Raw genomic sequence first — 25,845 nt, forward strand, 5'->3', positions numbered from 1 at the left:
CAGACGAGTGCGCGAATTGACTGTCCCCGCCGACTTCACGGTCGGCGAGCACGACAACATCGTCTCGACGGTGTTCGAGCACGAGCGCGACGACCCCGACGCGGTGATCTATCAGCGACTGGTCGACGGAACCTGGACCGACGTGACGTGCGCGCAGGCCGCCGCCCAAATCCGTTCGACGGCACTGGGTTTGATCGCGGAAGGGGTCCGGCCCGGCGACCGGGTGGCGATCTTCTCGGCCACCCGCTACGAGTGGGCGATCCTCGATCAGGCGATCCTCGCGGCCGGAGCGGTCACCGTCCCGATCTACGAGACCTCGTCGGCCGAGCAGGTGCGCTGGGTCCTCAGCGACTCGGCGGCCGTCGTCGCATTCGCCGAGACCGATGCCCACGCGACGATCATCTCCGAATTGGCCGGCGAGCTGCCCGAACTGCGGCGGGTGCTGCACATCGACGGAGCGGGCCCGAAGGCACTCGAGCAACTCGAGCAGCAGGGCGCTGGGGTCGACCCGGCCGAGCTCACCGCCCGCGTCGAGGCGCTGCGCAGCAGCGATCCGGCGACCTTGATCTACACCTCGGGTACCACCGGCCGCCCGAAGGGTTGCCAGCTGACGCACGCGAACCTGGTCTACGAGACGCGCGGCACCAAGGAGGTGCTGCCGACGCTGCTGAAGAAGGGTGAGCGGCTGCTGATCTTCTTGCCGCTGGCGCATGTGCTCGCCCGGGCGTTGACGCTGTGCGCCTTCCACAACAAGGTCATCGTCGGATTCACCAGTGACATCAAGAATCTCGTGCCGATGTTCGGGGTGTTCAAGCCGACGGTCGTGGTGTCGGTGCCCCGGGTGTTCGAAAAGGTATACAACACCGCCGCGCAGAACGCCGCCAGCGACGGCAAGGGCCGGATCTTCGAGATCGCCGCGCAGACCGCGGTCGACTGGAGCGAAGCGTCCGACCGCGGCGGCCCGGGTCTGCTGCTGCGGGCCAAGCACGCGCTGTTCGACAGGCTGGTGTACCACAAGCTGCGGGCCGCTCTGGGCGGCGACTGCCGTGCATCGGTGTCCGGGGGTGCACCGCTGGGCGCCCGGCTGGGCCACTTCTACCGCGGCGTCGGCCTGACGGTGTACGAGGGCTACGGGCTGACCGAGACCAGCGCCGCGATCACGGTGAACCAGGTGGGCGCCTGCAGAATCGGCACGGTCGGAAAGTTGGTGCCGGGCAACAGCTTACGGATTGCCGACGACGGCGAACTGTTGCTGCGCGGTGGCGTGGTGTTCCACGGCTACTGGCACAACGACCAGGCCACCGCCGAGTCCTTCGAGGACGGCTGGTTCAAGACCGGCGATCTGGGCGCGGTCGACGAAGACGGGTATCTGAAGATCACCGGCCGCAAGAAGGAGATCATCGTCACCGCGGGCGGGAAGAACGTCGCCCCAGCCGTTTTGGAGGATCAGCTGCGAGCCAACCCGTTGATCAGCCAGGCGATGGTGGTCGGTGACGCCAAGCCGTTCGTCGGGGCGTTGATCACGATCGACCCCGAGGCGATCGAGGGCTGGAAGCAGCGCAACGGCAAGGCCGCCGGCGCGTCGGTGGGCGATCTGGCCGACGACCCCGACCTGCTGGCCGAGGTGGACGCGGCGGTCAAGCAGGCCAATCTGTCTGTGTCGCATGCGGAGTCGATCCGCAAATTCCGCATCCTGCCGGTCGACTTCACCGAGGACACCGGGGAGCTGACGCCCACGATGAAGGTCAAGCGCAAGGTCGTCGCCGAGAAATTCGCCGGCGACATCGAGGCGATCTACGCCAAGGACTAGCCGCGGATCAATTCGGAAAGTCGTCCGGCCAGGTCATCCCAGCGCCACTGAGTGGTGATCCACTGCCGGCCGGCGGCGCCCATCGCGGCGGCGCGAGCCGGGTCGGCCAGTAGTCCGCCGACCGCGTCGGCGATCTGCTCGACCGACCGGCCGTCCACCACGAGCCCAGTCTTGTTGTGCTGCACCGTTTCCGGAGCCCCGCCGGAGGACCCGGCGACGACCGGGACGCCGGTGGCCGACGCCTCCAGGAAGACGATGCCGAGGCCCTCGACGTCCAGCCCGGCGCCGCGGGTGCGGCACGGCATGGCGAACACGTCCGCCATCGCGTGGTAGGCGGGCAACTCGGCGGACGGAACGCCGCCGGTGAACGTGATGTGCTCGGCGACACCCGCTTGCTCAGCCAGCCCGCGCAGCGTGTCGGAGTAGGGGCCGCCGCCCGCGATGACCAGCGCCGCGCCGTCGACCCGCCGCCGGATGGCGGGCAGTGCCTTGATCAGCATGTCCTGCCCCTTGCGCGGCACCAGACGCGACAGGCACACCACGGTCGGCCGCTCGCCGAGGCCGTGGCGGGCCCGCAGCTCGGCGCGACTGGCCGGGTCCGGCCGGAACCGCTCGGTGTCGACGCCGGGCGGCAGATGCTCCAGGGCGGCTTTGGGTCCGAAGGCCGACGCGAACCGCCCGCGGGTGTAGCGGCTGACGTAGGTGACGACGTCACTGTCGTCGCCGATGCGGCGCAGCACCGACCGGGCACCCGGCAGCATCGACCACCCCACCTCGTGGCCGTGCGTGCTGGCCAGCACCCGCTTCGCGCCGGCGTGACGGGCCCGCGCCGCCAGCAGCCCCAGTGGCGCCGCGGCGCCGAACCAGACGGTGTCGATGTCGTGCTCGCCGATCAGCCGCCGCATCCGGGCGTCCACACCGGGCACCGGCAGCATCAGCGTTCCCGGATGGCGCACCACCTGATAGCCGGCGGTCCGGGCATCGAAGGTGTCGGCGTCCTTCCACTGCGGCGCATACACGGTCAGCGTGTGCTCCCCCGCGGCGGCGAGCCGGGACACCAAGTCGACCAGATACGACTGGATACCGCCGCGCCGCGGCGGAAAGTCGTTGGTTACCAGCAGGACCCGGGACACCTAGGAAGGCTAGCTTGGCGGTCAGCGGGTGGGCTGACGGGCCAACCACTGCCGCCAGTCCGCGAGCAATGCCGCATCGTCGGTGCCGAGCACCTGTCGGACGGCAACCGGCAGGGCGGGGTGCCGATCGCCGCAGGCGGCGGCGTAGAACGCGCGTAGCGTCGGCGCGCCACGGGTGTCGGCGACGTAGAGCGCGAACACCCAGGCCCGGTCGTAGGCCTGTGACCGCTGCGGACCCGGATCGTCGAGATCAGCGTCGGAGGGCAGCGCCGTCGGCGGCCCGATGTCGGGCAGCGGGCGCTGCGGTCGTGCGACATAGTCGGCCACGCCCTCGGTCAGCCATCGCGGCGCGTCCAGCGCGGTGCCGGCGCGGGCGGCATAGTGAAAAAGCTCGTGGGTCAACACAATTCGCAATGCGCCCGGACTCATGTCCGCCGCCCCGGGCGCGAAGACGATGCGCTGGCCGAGCGCGGTCCGGCGGGCCGGATCGACCTGGTCGGCGACGGCGATCGCCGCGATATCTGCCCACTGCGCCGCCGGTCCCCCGCCCGCCCTCGCCTCGAACTGCTGCGGCGAGCCGGTGGCCACCACGTCGATGTCGTGGGGCCAGTCGGTGCCCCAGAATGCCTCCACGGCTTCGATGGCCGGGCCGATGTCCTCGGCGATCCGGGACAACAGGGTTTGTCCGCGCTGACCGCCGAGGTTGGTCGTTCGCAACGCCCGATCGCCGATCTCGAGACGCGGCGAACTTGCAGGTAGCGCCTGGGTCGGCGGCGTGAGCCGAGTATTCACGGCCGGCCGCGCCGCGATCAGCGCGGCGAAAGCCAACTCGGCGAGCAGAACGCAGGCCAGTAGCCCGCGCCGGCCGTCAGTAGCGCCGGGCGTCGTAGATCGGGCCGGAGGAGTTCATCGGCACCACCCGTACCGGCACACCGTAGGTGGACGAGTGGATCATCATGCCGTCGCCGATGTAGAGGCCGGCGTGCGAGGCGTCGGAATAGAAGGTCAGCACGTCGCCGGGCTGCAGGTCGGACAGCGAGACCGGCTGTCCACCGTGCGCCATCGCCTGGCTGGAGTGCGGCAACGCGATACCGGCCTGCTGGAATGCCCACATCACCAGGCCCGAACAGTCGAATCCGCCTGGCGCGGCGCCACCCCACGAGTAGGGGTCGCCGACCCGCGTCAATGCAGCCTGCACCGCGATCGCACCCTGGCCGCTACCTGGACCGGCGGGACCTGCACCGGGCTGTCCACCGCCCGGCGGCAGTGCGTCCGGAGCGGGTGCCGCTGCGGGCGGGGGCGGCGGACCCGGAGCGGCCAGCGCGGTGCGCTCGTGCGGGTTGAGTGCGAGGTATTGCGACTTGACGATGCCGATCTGGAGCTGCAGCCGGCTCTGCTTGGACTGCAGGTCGGCCCGCACCGAGGCGGCTTGCTCGGCCGCGGTCTTGGCGTCGGCGGCTGACTTCGCGGACTCCGCCTCGGCCTTGGCGGCCTCTTCACGGGTGGCGCGGTAGGTCGCCATCTGCGTCAGCATCGCCGTGGAGATGACACGCGAGACCGCGAGTTTGCCGATCAGCTGCTGCGGCGACTCGGCGGTCATGATGGCGTTCATACCGTCGGTACGACCGCCCATGTACATCGCGGCGGCAAACTTGTCGACACCGGCCTGAAAGGTAGCCAACCGGGCTTTCGCGGCGTCCGCCGCGGCGATGGCATCGGTGTGCTTCTTGTCAGCGGCCCGCTGCGCGGCCAGCTTGTTGTTGAGGTCCAGCTGTGCGCTGTGCATCGCCTCGGTGGTCTGTTCGGCTTGCCGCGACAGCTCGCTGAGCTTTGCCGTTGCATCGTTGGCCGGATCGGCCAGCACACCGCTGGCTGCCACTCCGGAGAGAGCGACGAATCCGGCTAGCGCTGCGGTAGCCAAGCGCCGAGCGACCCGCAAAGAAACGCGGTCACCATTTAGCCTTTTTCGCAAAAGCTTGCATCCTTAAAACGCGTCGGCACAGAGCCTGATCTGCTTTAGGTCTCAGATAGGTTACGAAACGCCTCCGGGCTTGTCCAACTGTGAGTTATTAAGAAAACAACAAAATTTCAGGCTAACGGCGTTAGGCAACGCCGGGCTGCCGGCGATGGACGGGTACCAACCGAAGCCGTGGCGCCATGCCCGCATCGGCAAGCACTTCGAGGGCGGCGCGCTCGTCCCCCAGCAAAGTTTCCGGTACCCCGAGTATCACGCTGACGACGCAATCCCGACACCCCGGACCGCGAACCGCGCAGTCCTCACAGTCGATGACCACGGGTTCCGTCGGGTCGGGCGGAGCTATCGCCGCCTTGTCAGGCTCGCTGCTGAGCGCCATGAGGCTGCCCCTTCCGTCGTGTCGGTTGGCTACTGATTCGTGACGCTAACCGCGGGCACCGACAAGTTTTCTGCGCGCGCCGACCACCGGGCGCAGCAACACCGGGGGCGACGCGCCGCGGCAGAGTCGGTGTCCTGTCGGTGCGGGTGGTTAACGTCGCCGCCATGGGCGCGCCCGTTGCCGAGCAGCTGAGCCTCCCCGACCTGGACGGGGCTACCGAAACATCGCTGCGTGAAACAACTTTCGTGGTCGTCGACCTCGAGACCACCGGCGGCCGGATGAACGGCCGCGACGGCAAGACCGCCGACGCGATCACCGAGATCGGCGCGGTGAAGGTCCGTGGCGGCGTGGTGCTGGGTGAGTTCGCCACCCTGGTCGACCCGCAGCGCAGCATCCCGCCGCAGATCGTCCAACTGACCGGCATCACCACGGCGATGGTGTGCGACGCACCGGCCATCGCCGCGGTGCTGCCGATGTTCCTGGAGTTCGCCCGCGGTGCGGTGCTGGTCGCCCACAACGCCCGCTTCGACATGGGGTTTCTGCGGGCGGCCGCCGATCAGTGCGGAATCCGCTGGGCGCGGCCACAGACGCTGTGCACGGTCCAGTTGGCCCGCCGGGTGCTCAGCCGGGAGGAGGCGCCCAGCGTCCGACTGGCCGAACTGGCCCGGTTGTTCGCCGTCGCCAACCGGCCCACCCACCGGGCCCTCGACGACGCCCGGGCCACCGTCGAGGTATTGCACGCTTTGATCGAGCGCGTCGGCAATCAAGGTATCCACAGCTACGCCGAGCTGCGGACCTATCTTCCGAATGTGCCACCGGCACAACGCCGGAAACGCGTACTCGCCGAGGGGTTGCCGCGCCGGCCCGGCATCTACCTGTTCCACGGACCGTCCGACGAAGTGCTCTACGTCGGAACCGCAATAAACCTGCGGCGCAGGGTGAGTCAGTATTTCAACGGCTCAGATCAGCGCACCCGGATGAAAGAGATGGTTGCGCTGGCCACCCGGGTCGAACACATCGAGTGCGCCCACGCGCTCGAGGCCGGCGTGCGGGAGCTGCGGATGTTGAGCGCGCACGCGCCGCCGTACAACCGCCGGTCCAAGTTCCCGCAACGCTGGTGGTGGCTGGTGCTCAGCGACGAGGCGTTCCCGCGGTTGTCGGTGGTGCGCACACCGCGTCATGACCGGGCGGTCGGCCCGTTCCGCCTCCGCGCCGACGCCGCCGACGCCGCCGACCTGCTGGCCCGCTTCACCGGAGTACGCACCTGCACCAAGCGGCTGGGCCGAACGGCGACCCACGGGCCGGCCTGCCCGCAGCGCGAGGTGTCGCCCTGCCCGGCCCAGCGTGACGCCACGGCGGCGGACTACCGGCCCGCGGCAGAGCGTGCCGTCGCGTTGATCGACGGTCTGGACAACTCCGCGCTCGCGGCGGCCGCCGACCGGATCTCCGAGCTGGCCGGACGTCAGCGCTACGAGACCGCGGCCCGGCTGCGCGACCACACCGTCGAGGCCGCCGACGTGCTGTGGCGTGGACAGCGCCTGCGTTCGCTGGCCGCGCTTCCCGAGCTGGTGGCGGCCGCACCGGACGGCGACGGCGGTTGGCAGCTCGCCGTCATCCGGCACGGTCAGCTCGCGGCGGCCGGCTGCGCCCGTCGCGGCGTTCCACCGATGCCCGTCGTCGAGGCGATCGAGGCCGGTGCTCAGGTGGTCCTGCCCCAGCCCGCCCCACTGGGCGGCGCATTGGTCGAGGAGACAGCCCTGATCGTGCGCTGGCTCGCCGCCCCGGGCGTCCGGATCGTCAGCACCAGCGGGGAGCAGGGTTGGTGCTCGCCGGTGCGGTCGGCGGGCCCGTGGGCGGAGTGGGCCGCGGCGGCGCGTTCGGCGCGGGTGGCGGCCGAACAGGCCGTCACCCGTCGCGACTCAGAGCTGCTGACTGAACCGCACCCAACGCGCGAGCAGGTGTTCGGCCGCGCCGCTGTCGATCGCCTCAGCGGCGCGTCGCAGCCCGTCTTCCCACGCCGGCAGCCACTCGGCGCGGCTGGATAGCCCGGCGTGGGCGACGATCGCGCCCGCTGCGTTCAGCACGACAGCGTCGCGGACCGGGCCGTTGGTGCCGGCCAGCACCGAGCGGGCCTCCTCGGCATTGGCGGCCGCGTCGCCGCCGAGTAGCTCCGCGAGGTCGGCGCGGGCGAATCCGAACCCGGCGGGGTCGAAGGTGAGCTTGTCCACCGTCCCGGCCTGCACCCGCCAGATCGTGCTGGTCGTGGTGGTCGTCAGCTCGTCGAGCCCGTCGTCGCCGTGCACCACCAGCACGCTGGACCTGCGCGCGGCGAAGACCCCGGCCAGCACCTCGGCCAGGTCGGCGAACGCGCAGCCGATCAACCCGGCCCGCGGTTGCCCCGGATTGGTCAGCGGCCCAAGCAGATTGAAGACAGTCGGCACGCCGATCTCGCGCCGCACCGCCGATGCATGCCGGTAGGACGGATGGAACTGGGGTGCAAAGCAGAACCCGATCCCCACTTCGACGACGCTGCGCACGACGTCGTCGGGGTCCAGGTCGATACGTACGCCGAGCGCTTCCAGCGTGTCCGCTCCGCCGGCCAGCGACGAGGCCGCGCGGTTGCCGTGTTTGACCACGGGGACGCCGCTGGCAGCCACCACGATCGCCGCCATGGTGGACAGGTTGACCGTGCTGACCCCGTCGCCTCCGGTGCCGACCACGTCGACGGTGTCGGTTCCGATCTTGTCGGTGGGCAACCGGCGGCCGTGCCGCAGCATCACGTCGGCCAACTCGCCCACTTCGGCGGACGTCGGCGACTTCATCTTGATCGCGACGGCGAACGCGGCGAGCTGCGCCGGCGTCGCGGCGCCGGTCATGATCTGCTCCATGGCCCAGCCGGCCTGCCCACGCGGCAGGTCCCGGCCCTCGGTCAGTGATTCCAGGACTCGCGGCCACGACAGCGACCCCTCCGAGGGCTGCTCAGCGGGCCCGGACAATGAGGTCACCACGCCGTAGATGGTCCCATGATGTGCCTGTCGCGACGGCGGACAGGGGTGCAGCCGGACGCGCGTGTGAAGATCACACACCGAATTGCCGCCCCGGGTAGAGCTCGACAACTACAAAGCGTCATACTTGCGGATGTGACGAGTGCGGTTGGGACCTCGGGTACAGCAATCACGGCGCGAGTGCATTCGCTGAACCGCCCGAACATGGTCAGTGTCGGCACCATTGTGTGGCTTTCCAGCGAGTTGATGTTCTTTGCTGGACTGTTCGCGTTCTACTTCACTGCGCGGGCGCAGGCGGCAGGCGACTGGCCGCCGCATCCGACCGAGTTGAACCTCTACCAAGCGGTGCCGGTGACGCTGGTGCTCATCGCGTCGTCGTTCACCTGCCAGATGGGTGTGTTCGCGGCCGAGCGCGGTGACGTGTTCGGGCTGCGCCGCTGGTATCTGCTCACTTTCGGGATGGGGCTGTTCTTCGTCCTGGGCCAGGCCTACGAGTACTTCCACCTGGTGAGCCACGGAACCACCATCCCCGGCAGCGCCTACGGCAGCGTGTTCTACCTGGCCACCGGATTCCACGGACTGCACGTCATCGGCGGTCTGATCGCCTTCATCTTCCTGTTGGCGCGCACCACGATGAGCAAGTTCACGCCTGCGCAGGCCACCGCGTCGATCGTCGTCTCGTACTACTGGCACTTCGTCGACATCGTCTGGATCGCGCTGTTCGCCACGATCTATTTCATCCGATGACCAGCATGCTCAAGAACAGGAGTGCTCGGTTGAAGAAACTGGCGTTGAACCGATCGCTGAGCGACCGGGCGCGCCGTCGCCTGCGTCGCCGGTTGTCGGCCGGACTGCTGCTGGTGCTGGCCCTGGTGGTCGCCGGCGGCCTGGCCGCCGTTTTGACCCCCAGCCCGCAGGTGGCGGTGGCCGACGAATCGTCCTCGGCGCTGTTGCGAACGGGCAAGCAGCTTTTCGACACCTCGTGCGTGACGTGCCACGGCGCCAACCTGCAGGGCGTCCCGGACCGTGGGCCCAGCCTGATCGGTGTGGGCGAGGCCGCGGTCTACTTCCAGGTGGGCTCCGGCCGGATGCCCGCGATGCGCGGCGAGGCCCAGGCGATGCGTAAGGACCCCATCTTCGACGAGGCACAGGTCGACGCGCTGGGCGCCTATGTGCAGGCCAATGGCGGCGGGCCGATCGTGGAGCGCAATGCCGACGGCAGCATCGAGATGAAGTCGCTGCGCGGCGACGACCTCGGCCGCGGTGGCGACCTGTTCCGGCTGAACTGCGCGTCGTGCCACAACTTCACCGGCAAGGGCGGCGCGCTGTCCTCGGGTAAGTTCGCCCCCGACCTGCAGCCGGCCAACGAGCAGCAGATTCTCGCCGCGATGCGCACCGGGCCGCAGAACATGCCCAAGTTCTCCGACCGTCAGCTGTCGTTCGACGCCAAGAAGGACATCATCGCGTACGTGAAGAACGCGACCACGGAACGCAGTCAGGGCGGCAACGGTCTGGGCGGCTTCGGCCCCGCGCCCGAGGGCATGGTGGCGTGGATCGTCGGAATGGTCGCGTGCATCGGCGCGGCACTGTGGATTGGGGCGCGATCGTGACAGACGACAGCGGACGGCCCACCGAGGCTGAACTCAACGCGATGTCGCGCGAGGAGCTCGTCGAACTCGGCGGCCGCCTCGACGGCGTGACGACCGTCTTCAAAGAACCGCGCTGGCCGGTCGAGGGCACCAAAGCCGAAAAGCGCGCCGAGCGTTCGGTGGCCGTCTGGCTGCTGCTGGGCGGTTTGCTGGGCCTGGCGCTGCTGCTGGTGTTCCTGTTCTGGCCGTGGGAGTACCAGCCTGAGGGCGCGTCGGGCAACCTGGCGTACTCACTTGCCACCCCGCTCTACGGGTTGACGTTCGGTGGATCCGTTCTGTGCATCGCGATCGGCACGGTGCTCTATCAGAAAAAGTTCATCCCGGAAGAGATTTCGATCCAGGACCGCCACTACGGCGAAGCCGGATCCGACGAGATCGACCGCAAGACCGCCGCGGCGAACCTCGACGACGCGTTCCAGGGTTCGACCCTGCGTCGCCGCAAACTGATCGGCCTGTCGCTCGGTGCGAGCCTCGGCGCGTTCGGGCTCGGGACGCTGGTGGCGTTTGCCGGCGGCCTGATCAAGAATCCCTGGAAGCCGGTCGTGGACACCGCCGATGGCAAGAAGGCCGTGCTGTGGACCTCCGGCTGGACGCCGCGGTTCCACGGCGAGACCATCTTCCTGGCGCGGGCCACCGGTGAGGGCAAGAGCGCGCCGTTCACCAAGATGCGCCCCGAGGACCTGGACGCCGGCGGCATGGAGACGGTCTTCCCGTGGCGGGAGTCCGACGGCGACGGCACCACGGTGGAATCGCACGAGAAGCTGTCCCTGATCTTGTCCGCCGTCCGCAACCCGGTGATGCTGATCCGCATCAAATCCACCGACCTGCAGAAGGTGGTCAAGCGCAAAGGCCAGGAAAGCTTCAACTTCGGTGAGCTCTTCGCCTACACGAAGGTGTGTTCGCACCTGGGCTGCCCCGCGTCCCTGTACGAGCAGCAGGACTACCGCATCCTCTGCCCGTGCCACCAGTCACAGTTCGACGCCTTGCACTACGCGAAGCCGATTTTCGGCCCGGCTGCGCGCGCTTTGGCCCAACTACCCATAACAATCGACGCCGATGGGTATCTAGTTGCCAACGGTGACTTCATCGAGCCCGTCGGACCGGCATTTTGGGAGCGCACAACGATATGAGTCCAAAACTGAGTCCCCCCAAGATCGGCGACGTATTGGCCGGCCAAGGCAACGCCGTCGACTCGCGTTATCACCTCTCGGCCGCAACGCGCCGCCAGCTGAACAAGGTCTTCCCGACGCACTGGTCGTTCCTGCTCGGCGAGGTCGCGATGTACAGCTTCATCGTGCTGTTGCTGACCGGTGTGTACCTGACGCTGTTCTTCGACCCGTCCATGCAGGAAGTCACCTACAACGGCGTCTACCAACCGTTGCGTGGTGTGGAGATGTCCAAGGCGTTCGCGTCAGCGCTCGACATCAGCTTCGAGGTGCGCGGCGGGTTGTTCGTCCGCCAGGTCCACCACTGGGCGGCACTGCTGTTCGCCGCGTCGATCATGGTGCACCTGGCCCGCGTCTTCTTCACCGGCGCGTTCCGCCGGCCCCGTGAGGCCAACTGGGTGATCGGGTCGCTGCTGCTGATCCTGGCCATGTTCGAGGGGTACTTCGGCTACTCGCTGCCCGACGACCTGCTGTCCGGCATCGGCCTGCGCGCCGCACTGTCCTCGATCACCTTGGGAATGCCGGTGGTCGGCACCTGGCTGCACTGGGCGCTGTTCGGCGGTGACTTCCCCTGTGGTGGCGCCGGAAACGACTGCACCGCAGCCGGTTACATCGTCCCGCGGATGTACGGTCTGCACATCCTGCTGCTGCCGGGCATCATCCTGGCGTTGATCGGAGCCCACCTCGCGTTCGTCTGGTTCCAGAAGCACACCCAATTCCCCGGGCCCGGTCGCACCGAGAACAACGTCGTCGGCGTCCGCGTGATGCCGGTGTTCGCCGTCAAGTCCGGTGCGTTCTTCGCACTGACCACCGGCATCCTCGGCCTGATGGGTGGTCTGCTGCAGATCAACCCGATCTGGAATCTTGGTCCCTACAAGCCATCTCAGGTCTCGGCGGGCTCGCAGCCGGACTTCTACATGATGTGGCCCGACGGCCTGGCCCGACTCTGGCCGGCCTGGGAGTTCTACTTCTTCCACCACACCATCCCCGCGACGGTGGCGGTCGGGACTCTGATGCTGGGAATCTTCGCCCTGCTGATCGTGTATCCGTTCCTGGAGAAGCGGTTCAGCGGCGACACCGCGCACCACAATCTGCTGCAACGCCCCCGCGACGTGCCGGTACGGACGTCGATCGGCGCCATGGCGATCGCGTTCTACATGGTGCTGACGTATTCGTCGATCAACGACATCATCGCCTACAAGTTCCACATCTCGCTGAATGCGACCACCTGGATGGGACGCATCGGCATGGTGGTGCTGCCGCCGTTGATCTACTTCATCACCTACCGGTGGTGTGTCGCATTGCAGCGCAGTGACCGTGCCGTGCTCGAGCACGGCGTCGAGACGGGCATCATCAAGCGGCTGCCCCACGGCGCCTACATCGAGCTGCATCAGCCGCTGGGACCCGTCGACGAGCACGGCCACCCTCTGCCGCTCGAATACCAGGGCGCTCCGGTGCCGGTGAAGATGAACAAGCTCGGCTCGGCCGGCTCCCCCGGCTCCGGCAGTTTCCTCTACGCCGACCCGCCGTCGGAGGCCGCCGCGCTCTCGGAGGCCCACCACGCCTCCGAGTCCCGTGCCCTCACCGCGCTGCGCGAGCACCAGGGCGACAGCAACGGCAACGGGTCGAGCAATGGCAACGGGTCGAGTAACGGCAACGGGTCGAGTAACGGCCACGGCGCCACGAACGGCCACCACTAGAACGTCACGCACAGAGCCCGGCTTCGGCAACGAAGCCGGGCTCTTCTGCGTTGACGACCGACCGGCTCGATCCCGCGTCGGTCAGCGCGTGAGCTTGCCGCGCAATTGCCGTACCTGCTGCCAGGGCACCAGCGGCATGACGAGCGTGATGGCGCCGGCGATCGCGTATCCGGTCCAGGAGACGCCGTCGTGGCCGATCGCCATCGCATAGGTGGCAGCGGCCACCGCAAGCAGGGCGCCGCCCATGGCGCCCATCAGCGCGGCTGTGCCACGCAGCCAGAACCGGTCCACCTCCGGGCCGGCCAGCGCCGGGCGTCGGGCGCTGACCCGCTCGGGACCAGCCTCGGCTACTCCGGCCGGCTGCCCGGCCCTGATCGACCGAGCGCTGACAGTTCGCGCCGGCGAGCCCGCCGACCGAGCCACCGGAGCGTCCTTGGTGATCCGGCGGGCGCGCAGCAGCATCGGGATGGCGGCCAGGATGATCAGCGCGGAAATGATGATGATCGCGTACAGCACCGACGAGGCGTGCGGGTTGCCCTTGGCGGCGTGGAAGCCACGGCCCAGATCCATCAGCGCGACGAGCGCCGCCACACTCATCCCGACCAGGGCCAGCCAGACGGCAGCGCATGATCCGACCAGCACCCGGTCCGAGGTGACCGCGGTGAGCTTGCCGCCGCCACCCCAGGCTGGCGAGTTCTTGTCGGGCATCAGCAGTTGACCTGTGGCTGGTTGTTCTCGTTGGCCGACAGCACCGTTCCGTCGCTGGCCGTGACCTTGCAGTTGAGCTTGCTCAGCCGCAACAGGCTGGACGCCTCGATCGACCCGACGTCGGATGCCGAAATCGGTGTGAGGGTAATGGTCCACGGAATGTAGACGTTAGACAGCGTCCGTCGCATCCCTGACTGATCGGTGTAGGTGATCGTGATCTGATCGAACGGAGCCTTGGTGCCGGTCACCGAGTAGGTGTACTGCTTGGGCCCGGCCGGAGCAGGCGCCGGGGCAGGCGCGGGTGCGGGTGCGGGTGCCGGCTCAGGAGCCGGCGCAGGGGGCGGCACGGACTCCGGGGACGATGCCGGCGGTGGTGGCTGTTGCTCACTCGACTGCGGTGGAGGGGCCGGTGGCGCGGACTCCTTGGACGTCGGCGGCGCCGGACGCTCCTTGGACGACGGGAAGGTGTCCTGGATCGGCGGTGTCGATATGGGCGCACTGCTGGGGGCGGCGGTGTTGGTGTTGTCGGACCGTGTGAACAGCAACGACACCGATACGACGAGGGCTATCGCCGCGACGATCGCGGCGACGCCGACAATCCACGGCCACCGCGCGGTCTTCTCGTCTTCGTCGTGCGGCGCCGGCTCGTCGTAGTGGTCGTAGTCGTAGAGGTCGAGGTTGGCGGGCACATAGGGCCCACTGCTGATGTGCTCGGACTCCGGAGCCGAGTAGGCGCGCGAGTAGACATCGGTCTGGCCGGTCTGGATATCGGCGTCGGGCTCCCCCGCGCCGCCTCCGAGATCACTGTCGGCACCGTCGAATTCGCCGCCGCTGCGGGCGGTCTCGACGCCGGGTTCCAGTTCTTCGGACTCCGGTCCTGGTGGATTCGGCCCGCTCATGATCGTCTGTCCTGTTCGACTACTTCATCGGCGTACGCAGCACCGCGACGGTGTTGTGGGGTGCGCGCTCCGATGTTGCCCAAATGTGCCTCGGAAAACCCTACCCAACCGGATCTCGCACGACAGTCCGGGCGACCGGGTCTCGGATGAACTGACGCCCGGATTGTGACCTTCACCGACGCCGGGTCAGTGCTTCTCCGGGCCCACGTAGTACTCGAAGACCAGTCCGGCGGCCGAGCTGAGGATGAACACCACGCCGGCCCCGATCAACCACGGAAGCCACAGTGCGATTCCGACCGCCGCCACCGAGCCGGACAGCGCGATCAGAATCGGCCACCAGCTGTGCGGGCTGAAGAAGCCCAGTTCGCCTGCGCCGTCGCTGATCTCAGCACCCTCGTAGTCCTCGGGGCGGGTGTCGAGCCGACGGGCGACGAAGCGGAAGAAGGTGGCGATGATCAGCGCCAGGCCACTGGTCAGCGCCAGCGCCGTGGTGCCGGCCCACTCGATGCCGCCGGTGGCGAACAGGCTGGTCAGCACGCCGTAAAGCACCGTGCAGAAGACGAAGAACGCCGCGATGAACTCGAACAACCTGGCTTCGATGTGCATGGTTATCCCTACTTGCTCGCCTGCGGCGCCATCTCGCCGCGGCGGGTGTCGAACGGATGAGTGGTGACCGCGACCGGGTCCTGCGCGATGGCCTGCAACGCCTGGGCGTTGGTCTTGCCCGCGCTCCGCTGCTGCAGATAGGCCTTGAAGTCGTTGGGCTGAACCACCCGGACCTCGAAGTTCATCATCGAGTGGTAGGTGCCGCACATTTCGGTGCAACGACCGACGAAGGCACCGGTCCGGTCGATCTTGGCCACCTGGAAGCGGTTGACCGAGTGGTTGGCCGCCGGGTCCGGCATCACGTCACGCTTGAACAGGAACTCCGGCACCCAGAAGCCGTGGATCACGTCGGCCGAGGCCAGGGTGAATTCGATTCGCTTACCGGCGGGCAGTACCAGTACCGGGATCTCGGTGCTGGTGCCGATGGTCTCGACCTTGTCGAAGTTGAGGTAGGTGCGGTCCTCGGTGTTGAGTCCGCGCACCGGGCCCACCAGCTCTTCGCCGTGCTTGTCCTTGCCTTCGGGCTTGGACACCATCGCGGCCTTCTTCGCCGCGTCGGCGCCGTCGTACTTGAGCGTGCCGTCCTTGAACTGCACCTTCTGGTAGCCGAACTTCCAGTTCCACTGGAACGAGGTGACGTCGATGACGACCTCGGGGTCGGCCTCCAGGTGCAGCATTTTCTCCTGCACCACCACGGTGAAGTAGAACAGCACCGAGATGATCAGGAACGGCGTCACGGTCAGCACGAGCTCGAGCGGCATGTTGTAGCCGAACTGACGGGGCAGCTCGGTGTCGGTGGCCTTCTTGCGGTGGAACACCGACGACCAGAACATCAGCGCGAAGACGACGGCGCCGACCACCAGAGCGGCGATCACCGAACCGATCCACAGCTGGCGGTTCCAGGCACCTTCCTCGGTGATCCCGGTCGGCCAACCCAGGCCTAGCGCCTGCGACCAACTGCAGCCACTCAGACTCATCGCCAACACACCGAGCATGCCGATGACAGCGGGCCGGCGGAGCCGGCGCACAGCTGAAGTACGGCTCTTCAACAAGCCCTGCGAACAGCCTGGCCTGCGAGATGTCACGGTCGCGCCTCCCTGATTCACAAGCTGAACCGACCTCGCATCCCCACTCAGAGGACTGTCGGCTGACTCGCACGTCGAATACTACGCAGCGTAGACCACCCCCGCAGCGGACCCGTGTGCAGGCCCGCCGCTTTTTGCGCTGCCGGATCGCGTCGCCGTCAACGGCCGCCGCCTCGCCGTGATCGGCCGTCGCCTTGCGGCATACTGAGCGACGATGTGTGGACTGCTGGCCTTTGTGGCTGCCCCGGCCGGCGCCGACCGCTCCGACGACGGACGGGCCGCCGCCGAGGCCATCGCGCAGGCATCGCATCTGATGCGCCACCGCGGACCCGACGAGCCGGGAACGTGGGCCGGCCCCGGGGGCACCGTCGTGTTCGGCTTCAACCGGCTGTCCATCATCGACATCGCCCACTCGCATCAGCCGCTGCGCTGGGGGCCGGCGGACAGCCCCGACCGTTACGAGTTGGTGTTCAACGGCGAGATCTACAACTACCTGGAGTTGCGCGCCGAACTCGCCGAGCAGCACGGCGCGGTGTTCAGTACCGACGGCGACGGCGAGGCGATCGTCGCGGCCTTCCACTACTGGGGCCCGGACGCGCTGCTGCGGCTGCGGGGCATGTTCGCATTCGCCATCTGGGACACCTCGACCGACGAATTGTTCTGCGCCCGAGACCCTTTCGGAATCAAGCCGCTCTTCATGGCGACCGGCACCGGGGGCACCGCGGTGGCCAGCGAGAAGAAGTGTCTGTTGGACCTCGCGGAGCTGGTGGGGTTCGACACCGCGATCGACGAGCGCGCCGTGCAGCACTACACGGTGCTGCAGTACGTCCCCGAGCCCGAGACGTTGCATCGCGGCGTGCGCCGTCTGGAATCGGGCTGCTACGCCCGCATCAGTCCCGGCCAGCAGCCGTTGACCACCCGTTACTTCGTGCCGCGGTTCCAATCGGTGCCGCTGTCGCGCGGCACCGAGCAGGACCGCTACGACGAGATCACCGCGGTCCTGGAGGACTCAGTGGCCAAGCACATGCGGGCCGACGTCACGGTCGGGGCGTTTCTGTCCGGGGGTATCGACTCCACGGCGATCGCGGCGCTGGCCATCCGGCACAATCCGCGGCTGATCACCTTCACCACCGGCTTCGAGCGGGAGGGCTTCTCGGAGGTCGACGTCGCGGTGGCGTCGGCCGAGGCCATCGGAGCCCGGCACATCGCGAAAGTGGTCGCCCCCGAGGAGTTCGTCGAGGCCTTGCCCGAAATCGTCTGGTATCTGGACGAACCCGTGGCCGACCCGGCGCTGGTCCCGCTGTTCTTCGTCGCCCGTGAAGCGCGCAAGCACGTCAAGGTGGTGCTCTCCGGCGAGGGCGCCGACGAGCTGTTCGGCGGCTACACAATCTATCGGGAACCGTTGTCGCTCAAGCCTTTCGATTACCTACCCCGGTCACTGAGGCGTTCGATGGGCAAGGTGTCCAAACCGCTCCCGGAAGGCATGCGCGGCAAGAGCCTGCTGCACCGCGGATCGCTGACGCTCGAAGAGCGGTACTACGGCAACGCGCGCAGCTTCTCCGACGCGCAACTGCGCGACGTGCTGACGGCATTCCGTCCGGAATGGACCCACATCGACGTCACAGCACCGGTGTACGCCGAGTCCGGCGAGTGGGACCCGGTCGCGCGGATGCAGCACATCGACCTGTTCACCTGGTTGCGCGGCGACATCCTGGTCAAAGCCGACAAGATGACGATGGCCAACTCGCTGGAACTGCGAGTGCCGTTCCTCGATCCTGAGGTGTTCGCCGTCGCGTCCAAGCTCCCGGTGGAAGCCAAGATCACCCGCACCACCACCAAGTACGCTCTGCGCCGCGCACTGGAGTCGGTGGTCCCGGCCCATGTGCTCAACCGGCCGAAACTTGGCTTCCCGGTGCCGATTCGGCATTGGCTACGGGCCGGACCGCTGCTGGAATGGGCACACGAGACGGTGAACGCGTCGGCCACCGACTACTTGATCGACCGGGCTGCCGTGCTACGGATGCTCGACGAACACCGTTGCGGCACAGCAGATCACAGTCGCCGACTATGGACGGTGCTGATCTTCATGCTGTGGCACGCGATCTTCGTCGAGCACCGGGTGGTACCGCGGATCAGCGAACCGCAGTACCCCGTCGAGCTCTAGCGCAGGATCGCGGCGATCTCCGCGGCGGCCTCGTCGCCGTAGGCGCCGGCCAGGCGGGTCTTGGCGGCCGCGGCGTCCCAGGTCCACTCCTGGGTGCCGGTCGACTCCAGCACCAGCACCGCGACCAGCGAGCCCAGCTGCGCCGAGCGCTCCAGGCTCAGGCCGGCGCTGCGACCGGTAAGGAAGCCGGCCCGGAAAACGTCGCCGCCGCCGGTCGGGTCGACCGGGTTGGCGTCGGGGATGACGTCGACGTGCAGCGTGCCGCCGTCCTTGTCGACGATGTCGACGCCCTTGGCGCCCAGCGTGGTGACTCGCAGGCCGACCTTCTTCGCCACGTCGGCCTCGGTCCAGCCGGTCTTGGACTGCAGCAGTTCCCACTCGTAGTCATTGGTGAACAGGTATTCCGCGCCGTCGACGAGCTTGTCGATCTCCTCGCCGGACAGCCGGGGCAGCTGCTGCGACGGGTCGGCGGCGAACGGCAGGCCGAGCGTGCGGCACTCCTCGGTGTGCACCACCATCGCCTCGGGGTCGTTGGCCCCGATGATCACCAGGTCCGGTTTGCCGAGCGAGGACACCAGGTCGGCGAGCTTGATGTTGCGGGCCTCCGACATGGCGCCCGGGTAGAACGAGGCGATCTGAGCCAGGTCCTCGTCGGTGGTGCAGACAAAACGCGCAGTGTGAGCGGATTTCGAGATCAGCACATGGTCGGTGTTGACGCCGTGCGACTGCAGCCACTTGCCGTAGTCCCCGGTGAAGTCCTCACCGGCAGCCCCGACCAGGGCCACGTCACCGCCGAGTACGCCGATCGCGAAGGCGATGTTGCCGGCGACGCCACCGCGGTGGATCACCAGGTCGTCGACCAGGAAGCTCAGCGACACCTTCTCCAGGTGCTCGGCCAGCAGGTGCTCGGAGAACCGGCCCGGGAACCGCATCAAATTGTCAGTGGCAATAGAACCGGTTACCGCGATCGTCACGAAATCCCACCCCTTCAAGTCCAAAGTTCGGCTAGCTAAGGGTACCTGGGGCTATGGTCGCCTCTGCACCGCGGGCTGAGGGCCGCTAGCCTCCGTGACAGAACCTCGCGGTGGTCTGACCCGTTCCAGGCCCTGCGGACTTGCTATCCGAGGAGACGCAGTTATGCCCGGTCCGTACTCGTCGGACCATGGCATGGGCGCTGACGGACCGCCGGTCGCCGACACTCCTCCCAGCCAACCCATCCCCGCGCCGACGGGGTTCGCACCGCCACCGGGTTACCCGGCTGCGCCGCCGCCGCTGCCCTACCCGAAGCCCCGTCGTCGGCGGCTGCTGGTCGGCAGCGCGGTCGCATTGCTTGTGGTTGCCGCAGCGGCCGCGGCGATCGTGTTTGCCTCGCACCACACTCCGGCCCCGACGGCCGGCGCGTTCTCCGACCAGACGGCCACGGCTGCGATCCAGGGCTACCTGGACGCCCTCCAGCAACGCGACTCCGAGACGATCTCGCGGCATGCGCTGTGCGGCATCTACGACGCCGTGCGCGACCGCCGATCCGACCAGGCGGTGGCCAAACTGAGCAGCGACGCGTTCCGCAAGCAGTTCTCCGATGCGCGGGTGACGTCGATCGACAAGATCGTCTACTGGTCGAACTATCAGGCCCAGGTGCTGTTCAGCATGCAGGTTCAGCCGGCCACCGGCAGCGGGGCACACAGTGAGGTGCAGGGCGTCGCGCAATTACTCAGCCAGCACAACCAGATTCTGGTGTGCTCGTATGTGTTGCGGACCGCCGGTTTGTACTGAGACGCGCTAGGTGCGCGTCAGTTGAAGGAGTCGCCGCAGGCGCACGACCCGGTGGCGTTCGGGTTGTCGATGGTGAAACCCTGCTTCTCGATGGTGTCGACGAAGTCGATCGAGGCGCCCTGGATGTAGGGCGCACTCATCCGGTCCACGGTGAGCTTGACGCCACCGAAGTCGGAGGTGAGGTCGCCGTCGAGGGTGCGGTCGTCGAAGAACAGGTTGTAGCGCAGACCGGCGCATCCGCCGGGCTGGACGGCGATGCGCAGCGACAGGTCGTCGCGGCCCTCTTGGTCAAGCAGCGATTTGGCCTTGGCTGCCGCGGCATCGGTCAAGATCGCGCCGTGGGTGGTGGCGGTTGCTGACTCGTCCTGAACAGTCATTGCTTCTCCCTGTAAGTACTGGTCTCTGGGTGGGCTCGCGGTAGCGAGTTGGCCCACCTCCTCAAAGGTACCTTGTCGCGCCGCTATTCCCGAGTCGTGCCGCGACCTCGGAGGCCAGTCCGATCAGCTGATTGGCGGCGTCAGCCAGGGCCAGCCGCACCGAACCGGCGTGATCGGAAACCGAGGCCGCCCCCAGAACGCCGGCGGACTGGAACGTCGCCTCGTCCAGCATGACCTGACCGGCCAGCACCACCACCGGCACCTGCGCGGACCGTGCCGCTGCGGCGAGCGCGCCGACCACCTTCCCGCGCAGCGACTGCTCGTCGAACTTGCCCTCCCCGGTGATCACGAGGTCGGCCGCGGCGAGGTCGCTGACCAGGCCGGTCCGCTCGGCGATGATCGCCGCGCCCGACTCGCTCCGGCCACCGAGGGCCAGCATCGCCGCACCGAGCCCGCCGGCGGCGCCGGCGCCCGATTCCGCGCTGACCGGCCGCTCCGCCGCGGCGTCGAGCTCGACGGCCCACTGTTCGAGGCGGTCCTCGAGTACGGACACGGTGGCCGGATCGGCACCCTTCTGCGGTCCGAACACCCGGGCCGCGCCCCACGGCCCCAGCAGCGGGTGCTCGACGTCACACGCCGCTGTCAGCTCGACTCCGGCCAGTCGAGCCCGGGCCGCCGGGAGGCCACCGAGCTCCTCGACCAGCCCTCGGCCACCGTCGGTGCAGGCCGAGCCGCCCAGTCCGACCACGATGCGGGCGGCACCCGCGTCCAGCGCCGCGGCAATGAGCTGACCGACTCCGCGGCTGTGCGCCGCGAGCGCGGTCCGCGGTGTCGGCGGCCCGCCCAGTAACGCCAGGCCGCAGACCTGCGCACATTCCAGGTAGGCGGTTCGTGACGGGGCATCCCAGACCCACACCGCAGTCACGTCGTCGTCCAACGGGCCGTGTGCGCGGGCGTGTCGGCGTTCTCCCACACGGCCGGCCACGACGTCGGCAAACCCCGGGCCGCCGTCGGACTGCGGCGCGACGACGATGTGGTCACCGGGGCGCACCCGGTTCCAGCCCGCCGCGATGGCGGCGGCCGCCTGCACCGCGGTCAGCGATTCGCCGAAACTGTCCGGGGCGATGAGCAGCCGCAGGGCCGGCGCGGGGTGTGCCGGCCCACTCATCCCAGCAACAGTAGGGCCGGTCGACGACTTCGCCGCGAACCCGGCCGTTTTCCAGACGATCAGCCGCGAAGTAATCTGGCGGTCGTGAAACTGCTGGGCCGGAAGAACAATGACGAACCGGGCGACGCGTCGCCGAAGGTGGTTGCCGTCGAGGTACCCGACTCCCGGACACCGCAGACCACCGCGCCCAAGGGCCGGCCCACGCCACGGCGTGACGCCGGACGCCGGGGCCCGGTCGCGCCGGCACCGATGACCTCCTCGGAGGCGCGGGCCCGCCGGAAATCGATGGCCGGACCCAAGCTCAGCCGCGAGGAGCGCAAACTGCAGAGCGCTGCGCGCCGCGCTCAGACGAACGAGCGGCGCGAGCGCATGATGGACGGCGACGAGCGGTATCTGCTGTCACGCGACCAGGGACCGGTGCGACGCTACGTCCGCGACATCGTCGACGCCCGCCGCAACGTGCTCGGGTTGTTCATGCCGTCGGCGCTGGGGTTGATGTTCTTCATGTTCGCCGTCCCCCAGCTCCAGTTCTACGTGTCACCGGCGATGCTGCTGCTGATGGCGGTCATGGCGCTCGATGGACTGCTCCTGGGCCGCAAAGTCGCCCGGCGGGTGGACGAGAAGTTCCCTGAAGACACCGAAAGTCGTTTGAAACTGGCGCTTTACGCGACCAGCAGAGCGTCCCAGTTGCGCCGGATGCGGGCGCCGCGACCTCAAGTCAAGCACGGCGCCAGTGTCGATTAGGCCGCGCCGGGCAACGCCCTGCTACGGCGACCCGGTCTGCCCGGCTACGCCGCGATCGCCTCAGGGCAACTGATCCACGGTGCGGACGCTGGTGCTCGGCGGAGTCAAGTCGGGAAAGTCGCGCTGGGCGGAAGCGGCCATCGCCGAGTCCGTGCAGACCGATCAGCAGGTGCGCTACCTGGCGACCGGAAACGCCACCGACTCCGATCCGGCGTGGCGGCGCCGGGTCGACGAGCACCGCGACCGCCGGCCACGGCATTGGTCCACCGTCGAAACCGACGACGTGGCACAACAATTGCGGCGATCACCGACTACACCCACACTGGTCGACGACATCGGCGGCTGGTTGACGGCCGCCCTGGATCGGCGCCGGGCCTGGGAAGGCGGCTCCATCTCGGCTGACCTCGACGAGCTGGTGACCTCGGTCGCCGGGTTCCGGGCCACGCTGGTGCTGGTCAGCCCCGAGGTCGGGCTGACAGTCCACGCCGCCACCGCGTCCGCCCGCCGGTTCATCGACGAGACGGGTGCGCTCAACCAGCGGCTCGCCGTGCTGTGCGACCGGGTGGTGCTGGTGGTGGCCGGCCAGCCGATCGCCATCAAGGCGCCTGGGGCATGACGATTTTCGCGCCGGTCACGCCACCTGACACCACAGCCGCGGCCGCCGCCCGGGCCCGTCAGGACGCCCTGGCCAAACCACGCGGCGCGCTCGGCCGCCTGGAGGATTTGTCGGTCTGGGTATCGTCCTGCCAAGGGCATTGTCCACCAAGCCAATTCGAGCGCGCCCGGATCGTGGTGTTCGCCGGCGACCATGGAATCGCACGGTCCGGGGTGTCGGCCTATCCCCCAGAGGTCACCGCTCAGATGGTCGCCGCCATCGACGCCGGCGGCGCGGCGATCAACGTGCTGGCCGGCATCGCCGGGGCCACCGTGCGCGTCGTCGACCTCGCCGTGGACGCCGAGCCGTTGTCGCCGGAGATCGGCGCCCATAAGGTTCGGCGCAGCAGCGGCGACATCGCCGTCGAGGACGCGCTCACCGAGCAGGAGGCCCGCGCCGCGATCGACGCCGGCCGGCAGATCGCCGACCAGGAAGTCGACGCTGGCGCCGACCTGCTGATCGCCGGCGACATGGGCATCGGAAACACCACTGCGGCAACGGTTCTGGTTGCGGCGCTGACGGGCGTCGAGCCGGTTGCCGCGGTCGGCTACGGGACCGGGATCGACGACGCGGGGTGGGTCCGCAAGACCGCCGCGGTCCGCGACGCGTTGTTCCGCGCCGAGCACGTACTCGCCAGCCCGGTGGCTACCCTGCAGTGTTGCGGTGGAGCCGATTTGGCGGGCATCGCCGGCTTCTGTGCGCAGGCCGCGGTGCGGCGTACCCCGGTATTGCTCGACGGCATGGTCGTGACGGCCGCCGCGCTGATCGCCGAGCAACTCGCGCCGGGCGCCCGACTGTGGTGGCAGGCCGGCCACAAGTCGACCGAGCCCGCGCACGCGCTCGCACTGGCCCGCCTCGGCCTGGATCCGATTGTCGACCTCAAGATGCGGCTGGGCGAGGGCAGCGGTGCCGCGGTGGCTCTGCCGGTGCTGCGGGCCGCGGTGGCGACGCTGGCATCGATGGCGACCTTCACCGAGGCCAACGTGACCGACCGCCCGACGCCGTCGTGATCGGTTCGCTGACAGCGGCTTTCGCATTCGAGACGGTGATCCCGGTGCCCGGGCGCCGACCGTTCGGGCGCGGAGCCATGGCCGCCCTGCCGGTGGTCGGGGTCGCGCTCGGAGCGCTGGCCGCCGCGGTCACCTGGGTGGGCTGGTGGGCTTTCGGTCCGGTCAGTCCGCTGTCCGGATTGCTCGGCGTGGCCGCTGTCCTGCTGCTGACCCGCGGGTTGCACATCGACGGGGTGGCCGACACCGCCGACGGGCTGGGCTGCTACGGGTCGCCCGAGCGCGCCCGTGAGGTGATGCGTGACGGGTCGACCGGGCCGTTCGGTGTGGCCGCCGTGGTGGTGGCGATTGCCGTTCAGGCACTGGCGTTTTCGGCTCTGACGGCGGCCGGGATCGTGGTGGCCGTCGGCGCCGGCCGGGTGGCGGCTGTGCTGGCCTGTCGACGGGGGTTACCGGCCGCCCCCGGAAGTGCGTTGGGCGCAGTCGTCGTCGGCAGTCAACCGCTGCCGGTGGTCGCGGCCTGGGTCGCCGTGTTGCTGACGGCGTCGGTGGCATTGGGCCACCGGCTGTGGCAGGGGCCGGTCGCCGTGCTGGTCGCGTTGGCGGTGTCCGTGCTGCTGGTGCGCCACTGTGTGCGTCGCTTCGGTGGCGTCAGCGGCGACGTGCTCGGTGCCGCAATCGAATTGACGACGACGGTCGCCGCGGTCCTGCTGGCGGTCCGGGCCTGAGTCAGCCCAGCCGTGACATCCAGCCGTGGGTGTCGGCGAAGGTGCCGCGCTGAATCCCGGTGAGCGTGTCGCGCAGCGCCATCGTCACCTCGCCCGATTCGCCGTCGCCGATCGTGAATTCGTCCTCGCCGTACTTCACCTGCGCCACCGGCGTGATGACCGCGGCGGTGCCGCAGGCGAACACTTCGGTGATCTCGCCGTCGGCAGCCTTTTTCTGCCACTCCTCCATGTCGATCTTGCGCTCTTCGATCGCGAACCCCGCATCAGTGGCCAACTGCAGCAACGAGTCTCGTGTGATGCCCGGAAGAAGTGAGCCGGAAAGCTCCGGTGTGACCAGGCGGGCCGACCCGCCGCTGCCGAACACGAAGAACAGGTTCATTCCGCCCATCTCCTCGATGTAGCGGCGCTCGACGGCGTCCAGCCAGACCACCTGCTCGCAGCCCTTCTCCGCGGCCTCGGCCTGGGCGACCAGCGAGGCGGCGTAGTTGCCGCCGAACTTCGCCGCGCCGGTGCCACCCGGGCTGGCCCGCACGTAATCCGCTGACACCCACACCGTCACCGGCTTGATGCCGTTCTTGAAGTACGCCCCCGCCGGTGAACCGATCACCATGTAGCGATACTGCTTTGCCGGGCGGACGCCCAAACCGGGCTCGGTGGCGAACACGAACGGCCGCAGGTACAGCGACTCCTCGCCACCGGCCGGCGGCACCCACTCGTTGTCCACGGCGATCAGTTGCCGCAGCGACTCCAGGAACAATTCGTCCGGCAGCTCGGGAATCGCGATCCGGTGCGCCGAGGTCCGCAGCCGCGCCGCGTTGGCGTCCGCGCGAAACGACACGATCGACCCGTCCGCCCAGCGGTAGGCCTTCAGACCCTCGAAGATCTCCTGCGCGTAGTGCAGGACGATCGCCGAGGGGTCCAACTCGATCGGCCCGTACGCCGTCACCCGCGCGTCGTGCCAGCCCCGGTCCTCGGTGTAGTCGATCGAGACCATGTGATCGGTGTGGTACTTGCCGAACCCCGGGTCGGCGAGGATCGCGTGCCGCTCCTCCTCGGTGGCCGGAGCGGCGGCCGGAGACACCGTGAACTCGAGGACTCCGCTGCTCATCGGCGC

At 68.5% G+C, this 25,845-nt stretch carries 24 protein-coding genes and 1 pseudogene; 12 read left to right on the top strand and 13 right to left on the bottom strand.

Features of this window, described 5'->3' with window-relative positions:
• The first annotated feature begins 7 nt into the window (after nt 1-7).
• Entirely contained in the window at nt 8-1,810 is a 1,803-nt protein-coding gene (locus tag ACZYW1_RS20275) for an AMP-dependent synthetase/ligase (protein ID WP_463788258.1), read from the top strand.
• Here ACZYW1_RS20275 and ACZYW1_RS20280 read toward each other — a convergent pair.
• The 4 genes from ACZYW1_RS20280 to ACZYW1_RS20295 form a co-directional block, all read right to left on the bottom strand.
• Entirely contained in the window at nt 1,807-2,943 is a 1,137-nt protein-coding gene (locus ACZYW1_RS20280) for a glycosyltransferase family 4 protein (RefSeq protein WP_463788259.1), read from the bottom strand. The two genes, ACZYW1_RS20275 and ACZYW1_RS20280, sit on opposite strands and share 4 nt — an antisense overlap.
• 21 nt (nt 2,944-2,964) lie before the next feature.
• Entirely contained in the window at nt 2,965-3,771 is an 807-nt protein-coding gene (locus ACZYW1_RS20285; RefSeq protein WP_463788260.1) for a hypothetical protein, read from the bottom strand.
• 40 nt (nt 3,772-3,811) lie between these two features.
• Nucleotides 3,812-4,915, bottom strand: a complete 1,104-nt coding sequence (gene ripC / locus ACZYW1_RS20290; protein ID WP_463788261.1) for a peptidoglycan hydrolase RipC — start codon at nt 4,913-4,915, stop codon at nt 3,812-3,814.
• Between the two features lie 130 nt (nt 4,916-5,045).
• Complete coding sequence (locus tag ACZYW1_RS20295; RefSeq protein ID WP_463788262.1) at nt 5,046-5,297, bottom strand: hypothetical protein; 252 nt, start codon at nt 5,295-5,297, stop codon at nt 5,046-5,048.
• Nucleotides 5,298-5,461: 164 nt separating this feature from the next.
• Here ACZYW1_RS20295 and ACZYW1_RS20300 point away from each other — a divergent pair.
• Nucleotides 5,462-7,279, top strand: a pseudogene (locus ACZYW1_RS20300) (DEDD exonuclease domain-containing protein); the annotation flags it as partial.
• Here ACZYW1_RS20300 and trpD read toward each other — a convergent pair.
• A complete protein-coding gene (trpD, locus tag ACZYW1_RS20305; RefSeq protein ID WP_463788263.1) occupies nt 7,217-8,305 on the bottom strand; it encodes an anthranilate phosphoribosyltransferase in 1,089 nt (362 codons plus the stop codon). The pseudogene ACZYW1_RS20300 and the gene trpD overlap by 63 nt on opposite strands.
• 132 nt (nt 8,306-8,437) lie before the next feature.
• Here trpD and ctaE point away from each other — a divergent pair, with 132 nt between their 5' ends.
• The 4 genes from ctaE to qcrB are packed head-to-tail and all read left to right on the top strand — an operon-like array spanning nt 8,438 to nt 12,817.
• On the top strand, nt 8,438-9,049 hold the full coding sequence (gene ctaE, locus ACZYW1_RS20310) for an aa3-type cytochrome oxidase subunit III (protein ID WP_292991123.1): 612 nt from the start codon (nt 8,438-8,440) through the stop codon (nt 9,047-9,049).
• Nucleotides 9,050-9,054: 5 nt separating this feature from the next.
• Nucleotides 9,055-9,912, top strand: coding sequence for a cytochrome bc1 complex diheme cytochrome c subunit (gene qcrC, locus ACZYW1_RS20315; protein ID WP_463788814.1), 858 nt, complete (start codon nt 9,055-9,057; stop codon nt 9,910-9,912).
• Entirely contained in the window at nt 9,891-11,081 is a 1,191-nt protein-coding gene (gene qcrA, locus ACZYW1_RS20320; RefSeq protein ID WP_463788264.1) for a cytochrome bc1 complex Rieske iron-sulfur subunit, read from the top strand. Before qcrC ends, qcrA begins: the two co-directional genes overlap by 22 nt.
• Nucleotides 11,078-12,817, top strand: coding sequence for a cytochrome bc1 complex cytochrome b subunit (qcrB, locus tag ACZYW1_RS20325; RefSeq protein ID WP_463788265.1), 1,740 nt, complete (start codon nt 11,078-11,080; stop codon nt 12,815-12,817). The genes qcrA and qcrB overlap by 4 nt, the downstream gene beginning before the upstream one ends.
• A gap of 81 nt (nt 12,818-12,898) precedes the next feature.
• Here the strand turns inward: qcrB and ACZYW1_RS20330 are convergent, their stop codons facing one another.
• The 4 genes from ACZYW1_RS20330 to ctaC form a co-directional block, all read right to left on the bottom strand.
• Nucleotides 12,899-13,525: a DUF2561 family protein gene (locus ACZYW1_RS20330; protein ID WP_463788266.1), complete on the bottom strand. Its 627-nt coding sequence runs from the start codon at nt 13,523-13,525 to the stop codon at nt 12,899-12,901.
• Nucleotides 13,525-14,424, bottom strand: coding sequence for an MmpS family transport accessory protein (locus ACZYW1_RS20335; protein ID WP_463788267.1), 900 nt, complete (start codon nt 14,422-14,424; stop codon nt 13,525-13,527). The genes ACZYW1_RS20330 and ACZYW1_RS20335 overlap by 1 nt, the downstream gene beginning before the upstream one ends.
• Before the next feature lie 186 nt (nt 14,425-14,610).
• Complete coding sequence (locus tag ACZYW1_RS20340) at nt 14,611-15,030, bottom strand: cytochrome c oxidase subunit 4 (RefSeq protein WP_292991134.1); 420 nt, start codon at nt 15,028-15,030, stop codon at nt 14,611-14,613.
• Between the two features lie 8 nt (nt 15,031-15,038).
• A complete protein-coding gene (ctaC, locus tag ACZYW1_RS20345; RefSeq protein ID WP_463788268.1) occupies nt 15,039-16,115 on the bottom strand; it encodes an aa3-type cytochrome oxidase subunit II in 1,077 nt (358 codons plus the stop codon).
• A 214-nt stretch (nt 16,116-16,329) separates the two neighbouring features.
• On the opposite strand from ctaC, the gene asnB reads away from it, so the two are divergent.
• Nucleotides 16,330-18,279 (top strand): asparagine synthase (glutamine-hydrolyzing), encoded by a 1,950-nt coding sequence (gene asnB / locus ACZYW1_RS20350; RefSeq protein ID WP_463788269.1) that lies wholly within the window; start codon nt 16,330-16,332, stop codon nt 18,277-18,279.
• Here the strand turns inward: asnB and ACZYW1_RS20355 are convergent.
• Nucleotides 18,276-19,253 (bottom strand): carbohydrate kinase family protein, encoded by a 978-nt coding sequence (locus ACZYW1_RS20355; RefSeq protein WP_463788270.1) that lies wholly within the window; start codon nt 19,251-19,253, stop codon nt 18,276-18,278. The genes asnB and ACZYW1_RS20355 overlap by 4 nt on opposite strands.
• 163 nt (nt 19,254-19,416) lie before the next feature.
• Between ACZYW1_RS20355 and ACZYW1_RS20360 the strand changes: the two genes are divergently transcribed.
• On the top strand, nt 19,417-20,052 hold the full coding sequence (locus ACZYW1_RS20360; protein WP_463788271.1) for an Rv0361 family membrane protein: 636 nt from the start codon (nt 19,417-19,419) through the stop codon (nt 20,050-20,052).
• Between the two features lie 17 nt (nt 20,053-20,069).
• Here the strand turns inward: ACZYW1_RS20360 and ACZYW1_RS20365 are convergent, their stop codons facing one another.
• Nucleotides 20,070-20,429 carry a HesB/IscA family protein gene (locus ACZYW1_RS20365; protein ID WP_463788272.1) on the bottom strand — a complete coding sequence of 120 codons (360 nt, stop codon included), beginning with the start codon at nt 20,427-20,429 and terminating at the stop codon, nt 20,070-20,072.
• Between the two features lie 61 nt (nt 20,430-20,490).
• Nucleotides 20,491-21,597 (bottom strand): glycerate kinase family protein, encoded by a 1,107-nt coding sequence (locus ACZYW1_RS20370; RefSeq protein ID WP_463788273.1) that lies wholly within the window; start codon nt 21,595-21,597, stop codon nt 20,491-20,493.
• Between the two features lie 138 nt (nt 21,598-21,735).
• Between ACZYW1_RS20370 and ACZYW1_RS20375 the strand changes: the two genes are divergently transcribed.
• The 4 genes from ACZYW1_RS20375 to ACZYW1_RS20390 all read left to right on the top strand — a co-directional run bounded on the left by ACZYW1_RS20375 (nt 21,736) and on the right by ACZYW1_RS20390 (nt 24,731).
• A complete protein-coding gene (locus tag ACZYW1_RS20375) occupies nt 21,736-22,341 on the top strand; it encodes a DUF3043 domain-containing protein (protein WP_463788815.1) in 606 nt (201 codons plus the stop codon).
• Nucleotides 22,342-22,420: 79 nt separating this feature from the next.
• Nucleotides 22,421-22,957 (top strand): bifunctional adenosylcobinamide kinase/adenosylcobinamide-phosphate guanylyltransferase, encoded by a 537-nt coding sequence (locus ACZYW1_RS20380; protein ID WP_463788275.1) that lies wholly within the window; start codon nt 22,421-22,423, stop codon nt 22,955-22,957.
• Nucleotides 22,954-24,006: a nicotinate-nucleotide--dimethylbenzimidazole phosphoribosyltransferase gene (cobT, locus tag ACZYW1_RS20385; protein ID WP_463788276.1), complete on the top strand. Its 1,053-nt coding sequence runs from the start codon at nt 22,954-22,956 to the stop codon at nt 24,004-24,006. The genes ACZYW1_RS20380 and cobT overlap by 4 nt, the downstream gene beginning before the upstream one ends.
• Complete coding sequence (locus tag ACZYW1_RS20390; RefSeq protein ID WP_463788277.1) at nt 24,003-24,731, top strand: adenosylcobinamide-GDP ribazoletransferase; 729 nt, start codon at nt 24,003-24,005, stop codon at nt 24,729-24,731. Before cobT ends, ACZYW1_RS20390 begins: the two co-directional genes overlap by 4 nt.
• A gap of 1 nt (nt 24,732) precedes the next feature.
• Here the strand turns inward: ACZYW1_RS20390 and ACZYW1_RS20395 are convergent, their stop codons facing one another.
• Nucleotides 24,733-25,839: a branched-chain amino acid aminotransferase gene (locus ACZYW1_RS20395; RefSeq protein WP_463788278.1), complete on the bottom strand. Its 1,107-nt coding sequence runs from the start codon at nt 25,837-25,839 to the stop codon at nt 24,733-24,735.
• Nucleotides 25,840-25,845: the final 6 nt, after the last annotated feature.

It is taken from the genome of Mycobacterium sp. IDUB_36 (assembly GCF_055419225.1).

What these genes read in the sequence shown, in the direction of transcription:
- qcrB (WP_463788265.1), top strand. Translation starts at nt 11,078, where the DNA reads ATGAGTCCAAAACTGAGTCCCCCCAAGATCGGCGACGTATTGGCCGGC.
- ACZYW1_RS20330 (WP_463788266.1), bottom strand. Translation starts at nt 13,525, where the DNA reads ATGCCCGACAAGAACTCGCCAGCCTGGGGTGGCGGCGGCAAGCTCACC.
- ACZYW1_RS20395 (WP_463788278.1), bottom strand. Translation starts at nt 25,839, where the DNA reads ATGAGCAGCGGAGTCCTCGAGTTCACGGTGTCTCCGGCCGCCGCTCCG.
- ACZYW1_RS20295 (WP_463788262.1), bottom strand. Translation starts at nt 5,297, where the DNA reads ATGGCGCTCAGCAGCGAGCCTGACAAGGCGGCGATAGCTCCGCCCGAC.
- ACZYW1_RS20370 (WP_463788273.1), bottom strand. Translation starts at nt 21,597, where the DNA reads ATGAGTGGGCCGGCACACCCCGCGCCGGCCCTGCGGCTGCTCATCGCC.
- qcrC (WP_463788814.1), top strand. Translation starts at nt 9,055, where the DNA reads ATGCTCAAGAACAGGAGTGCTCGGTTGAAGAAACTGGCGTTGAACCGA.
- ACZYW1_RS20335 (WP_463788267.1), bottom strand. Translation starts at nt 14,424, where the DNA reads ATGAGCGGGCCGAATCCACCAGGACCGGAGTCCGAAGAACTGGAACCC.
- ACZYW1_RS20340 (WP_292991134.1), bottom strand. Translation starts at nt 15,030, where the DNA reads ATGCACATCGAAGCCAGGTTGTTCGAGTTCATCGCGGCGTTCTTCGTC.
- ACZYW1_RS20365 (WP_463788272.1), bottom strand. Translation starts at nt 20,429, where the DNA reads ATGACTGTTCAGGACGAGTCAGCAACCGCCACCACCCACGGCGCGATC.
- ACZYW1_RS20360 (WP_463788271.1), top strand. Translation starts at nt 19,417, where the DNA reads ATGCCCGGTCCGTACTCGTCGGACCATGGCATGGGCGCTGACGGACCG.
- cobT (WP_463788276.1), top strand. Translation starts at nt 22,954, where the DNA reads ATGACGATTTTCGCGCCGGTCACGCCACCTGACACCACAGCCGCGGCC.
- asnB (WP_463788269.1), top strand. Translation starts at nt 16,330, where the DNA reads ATGTGTGGACTGCTGGCCTTTGTGGCTGCCCCGGCCGGCGCCGACCGC.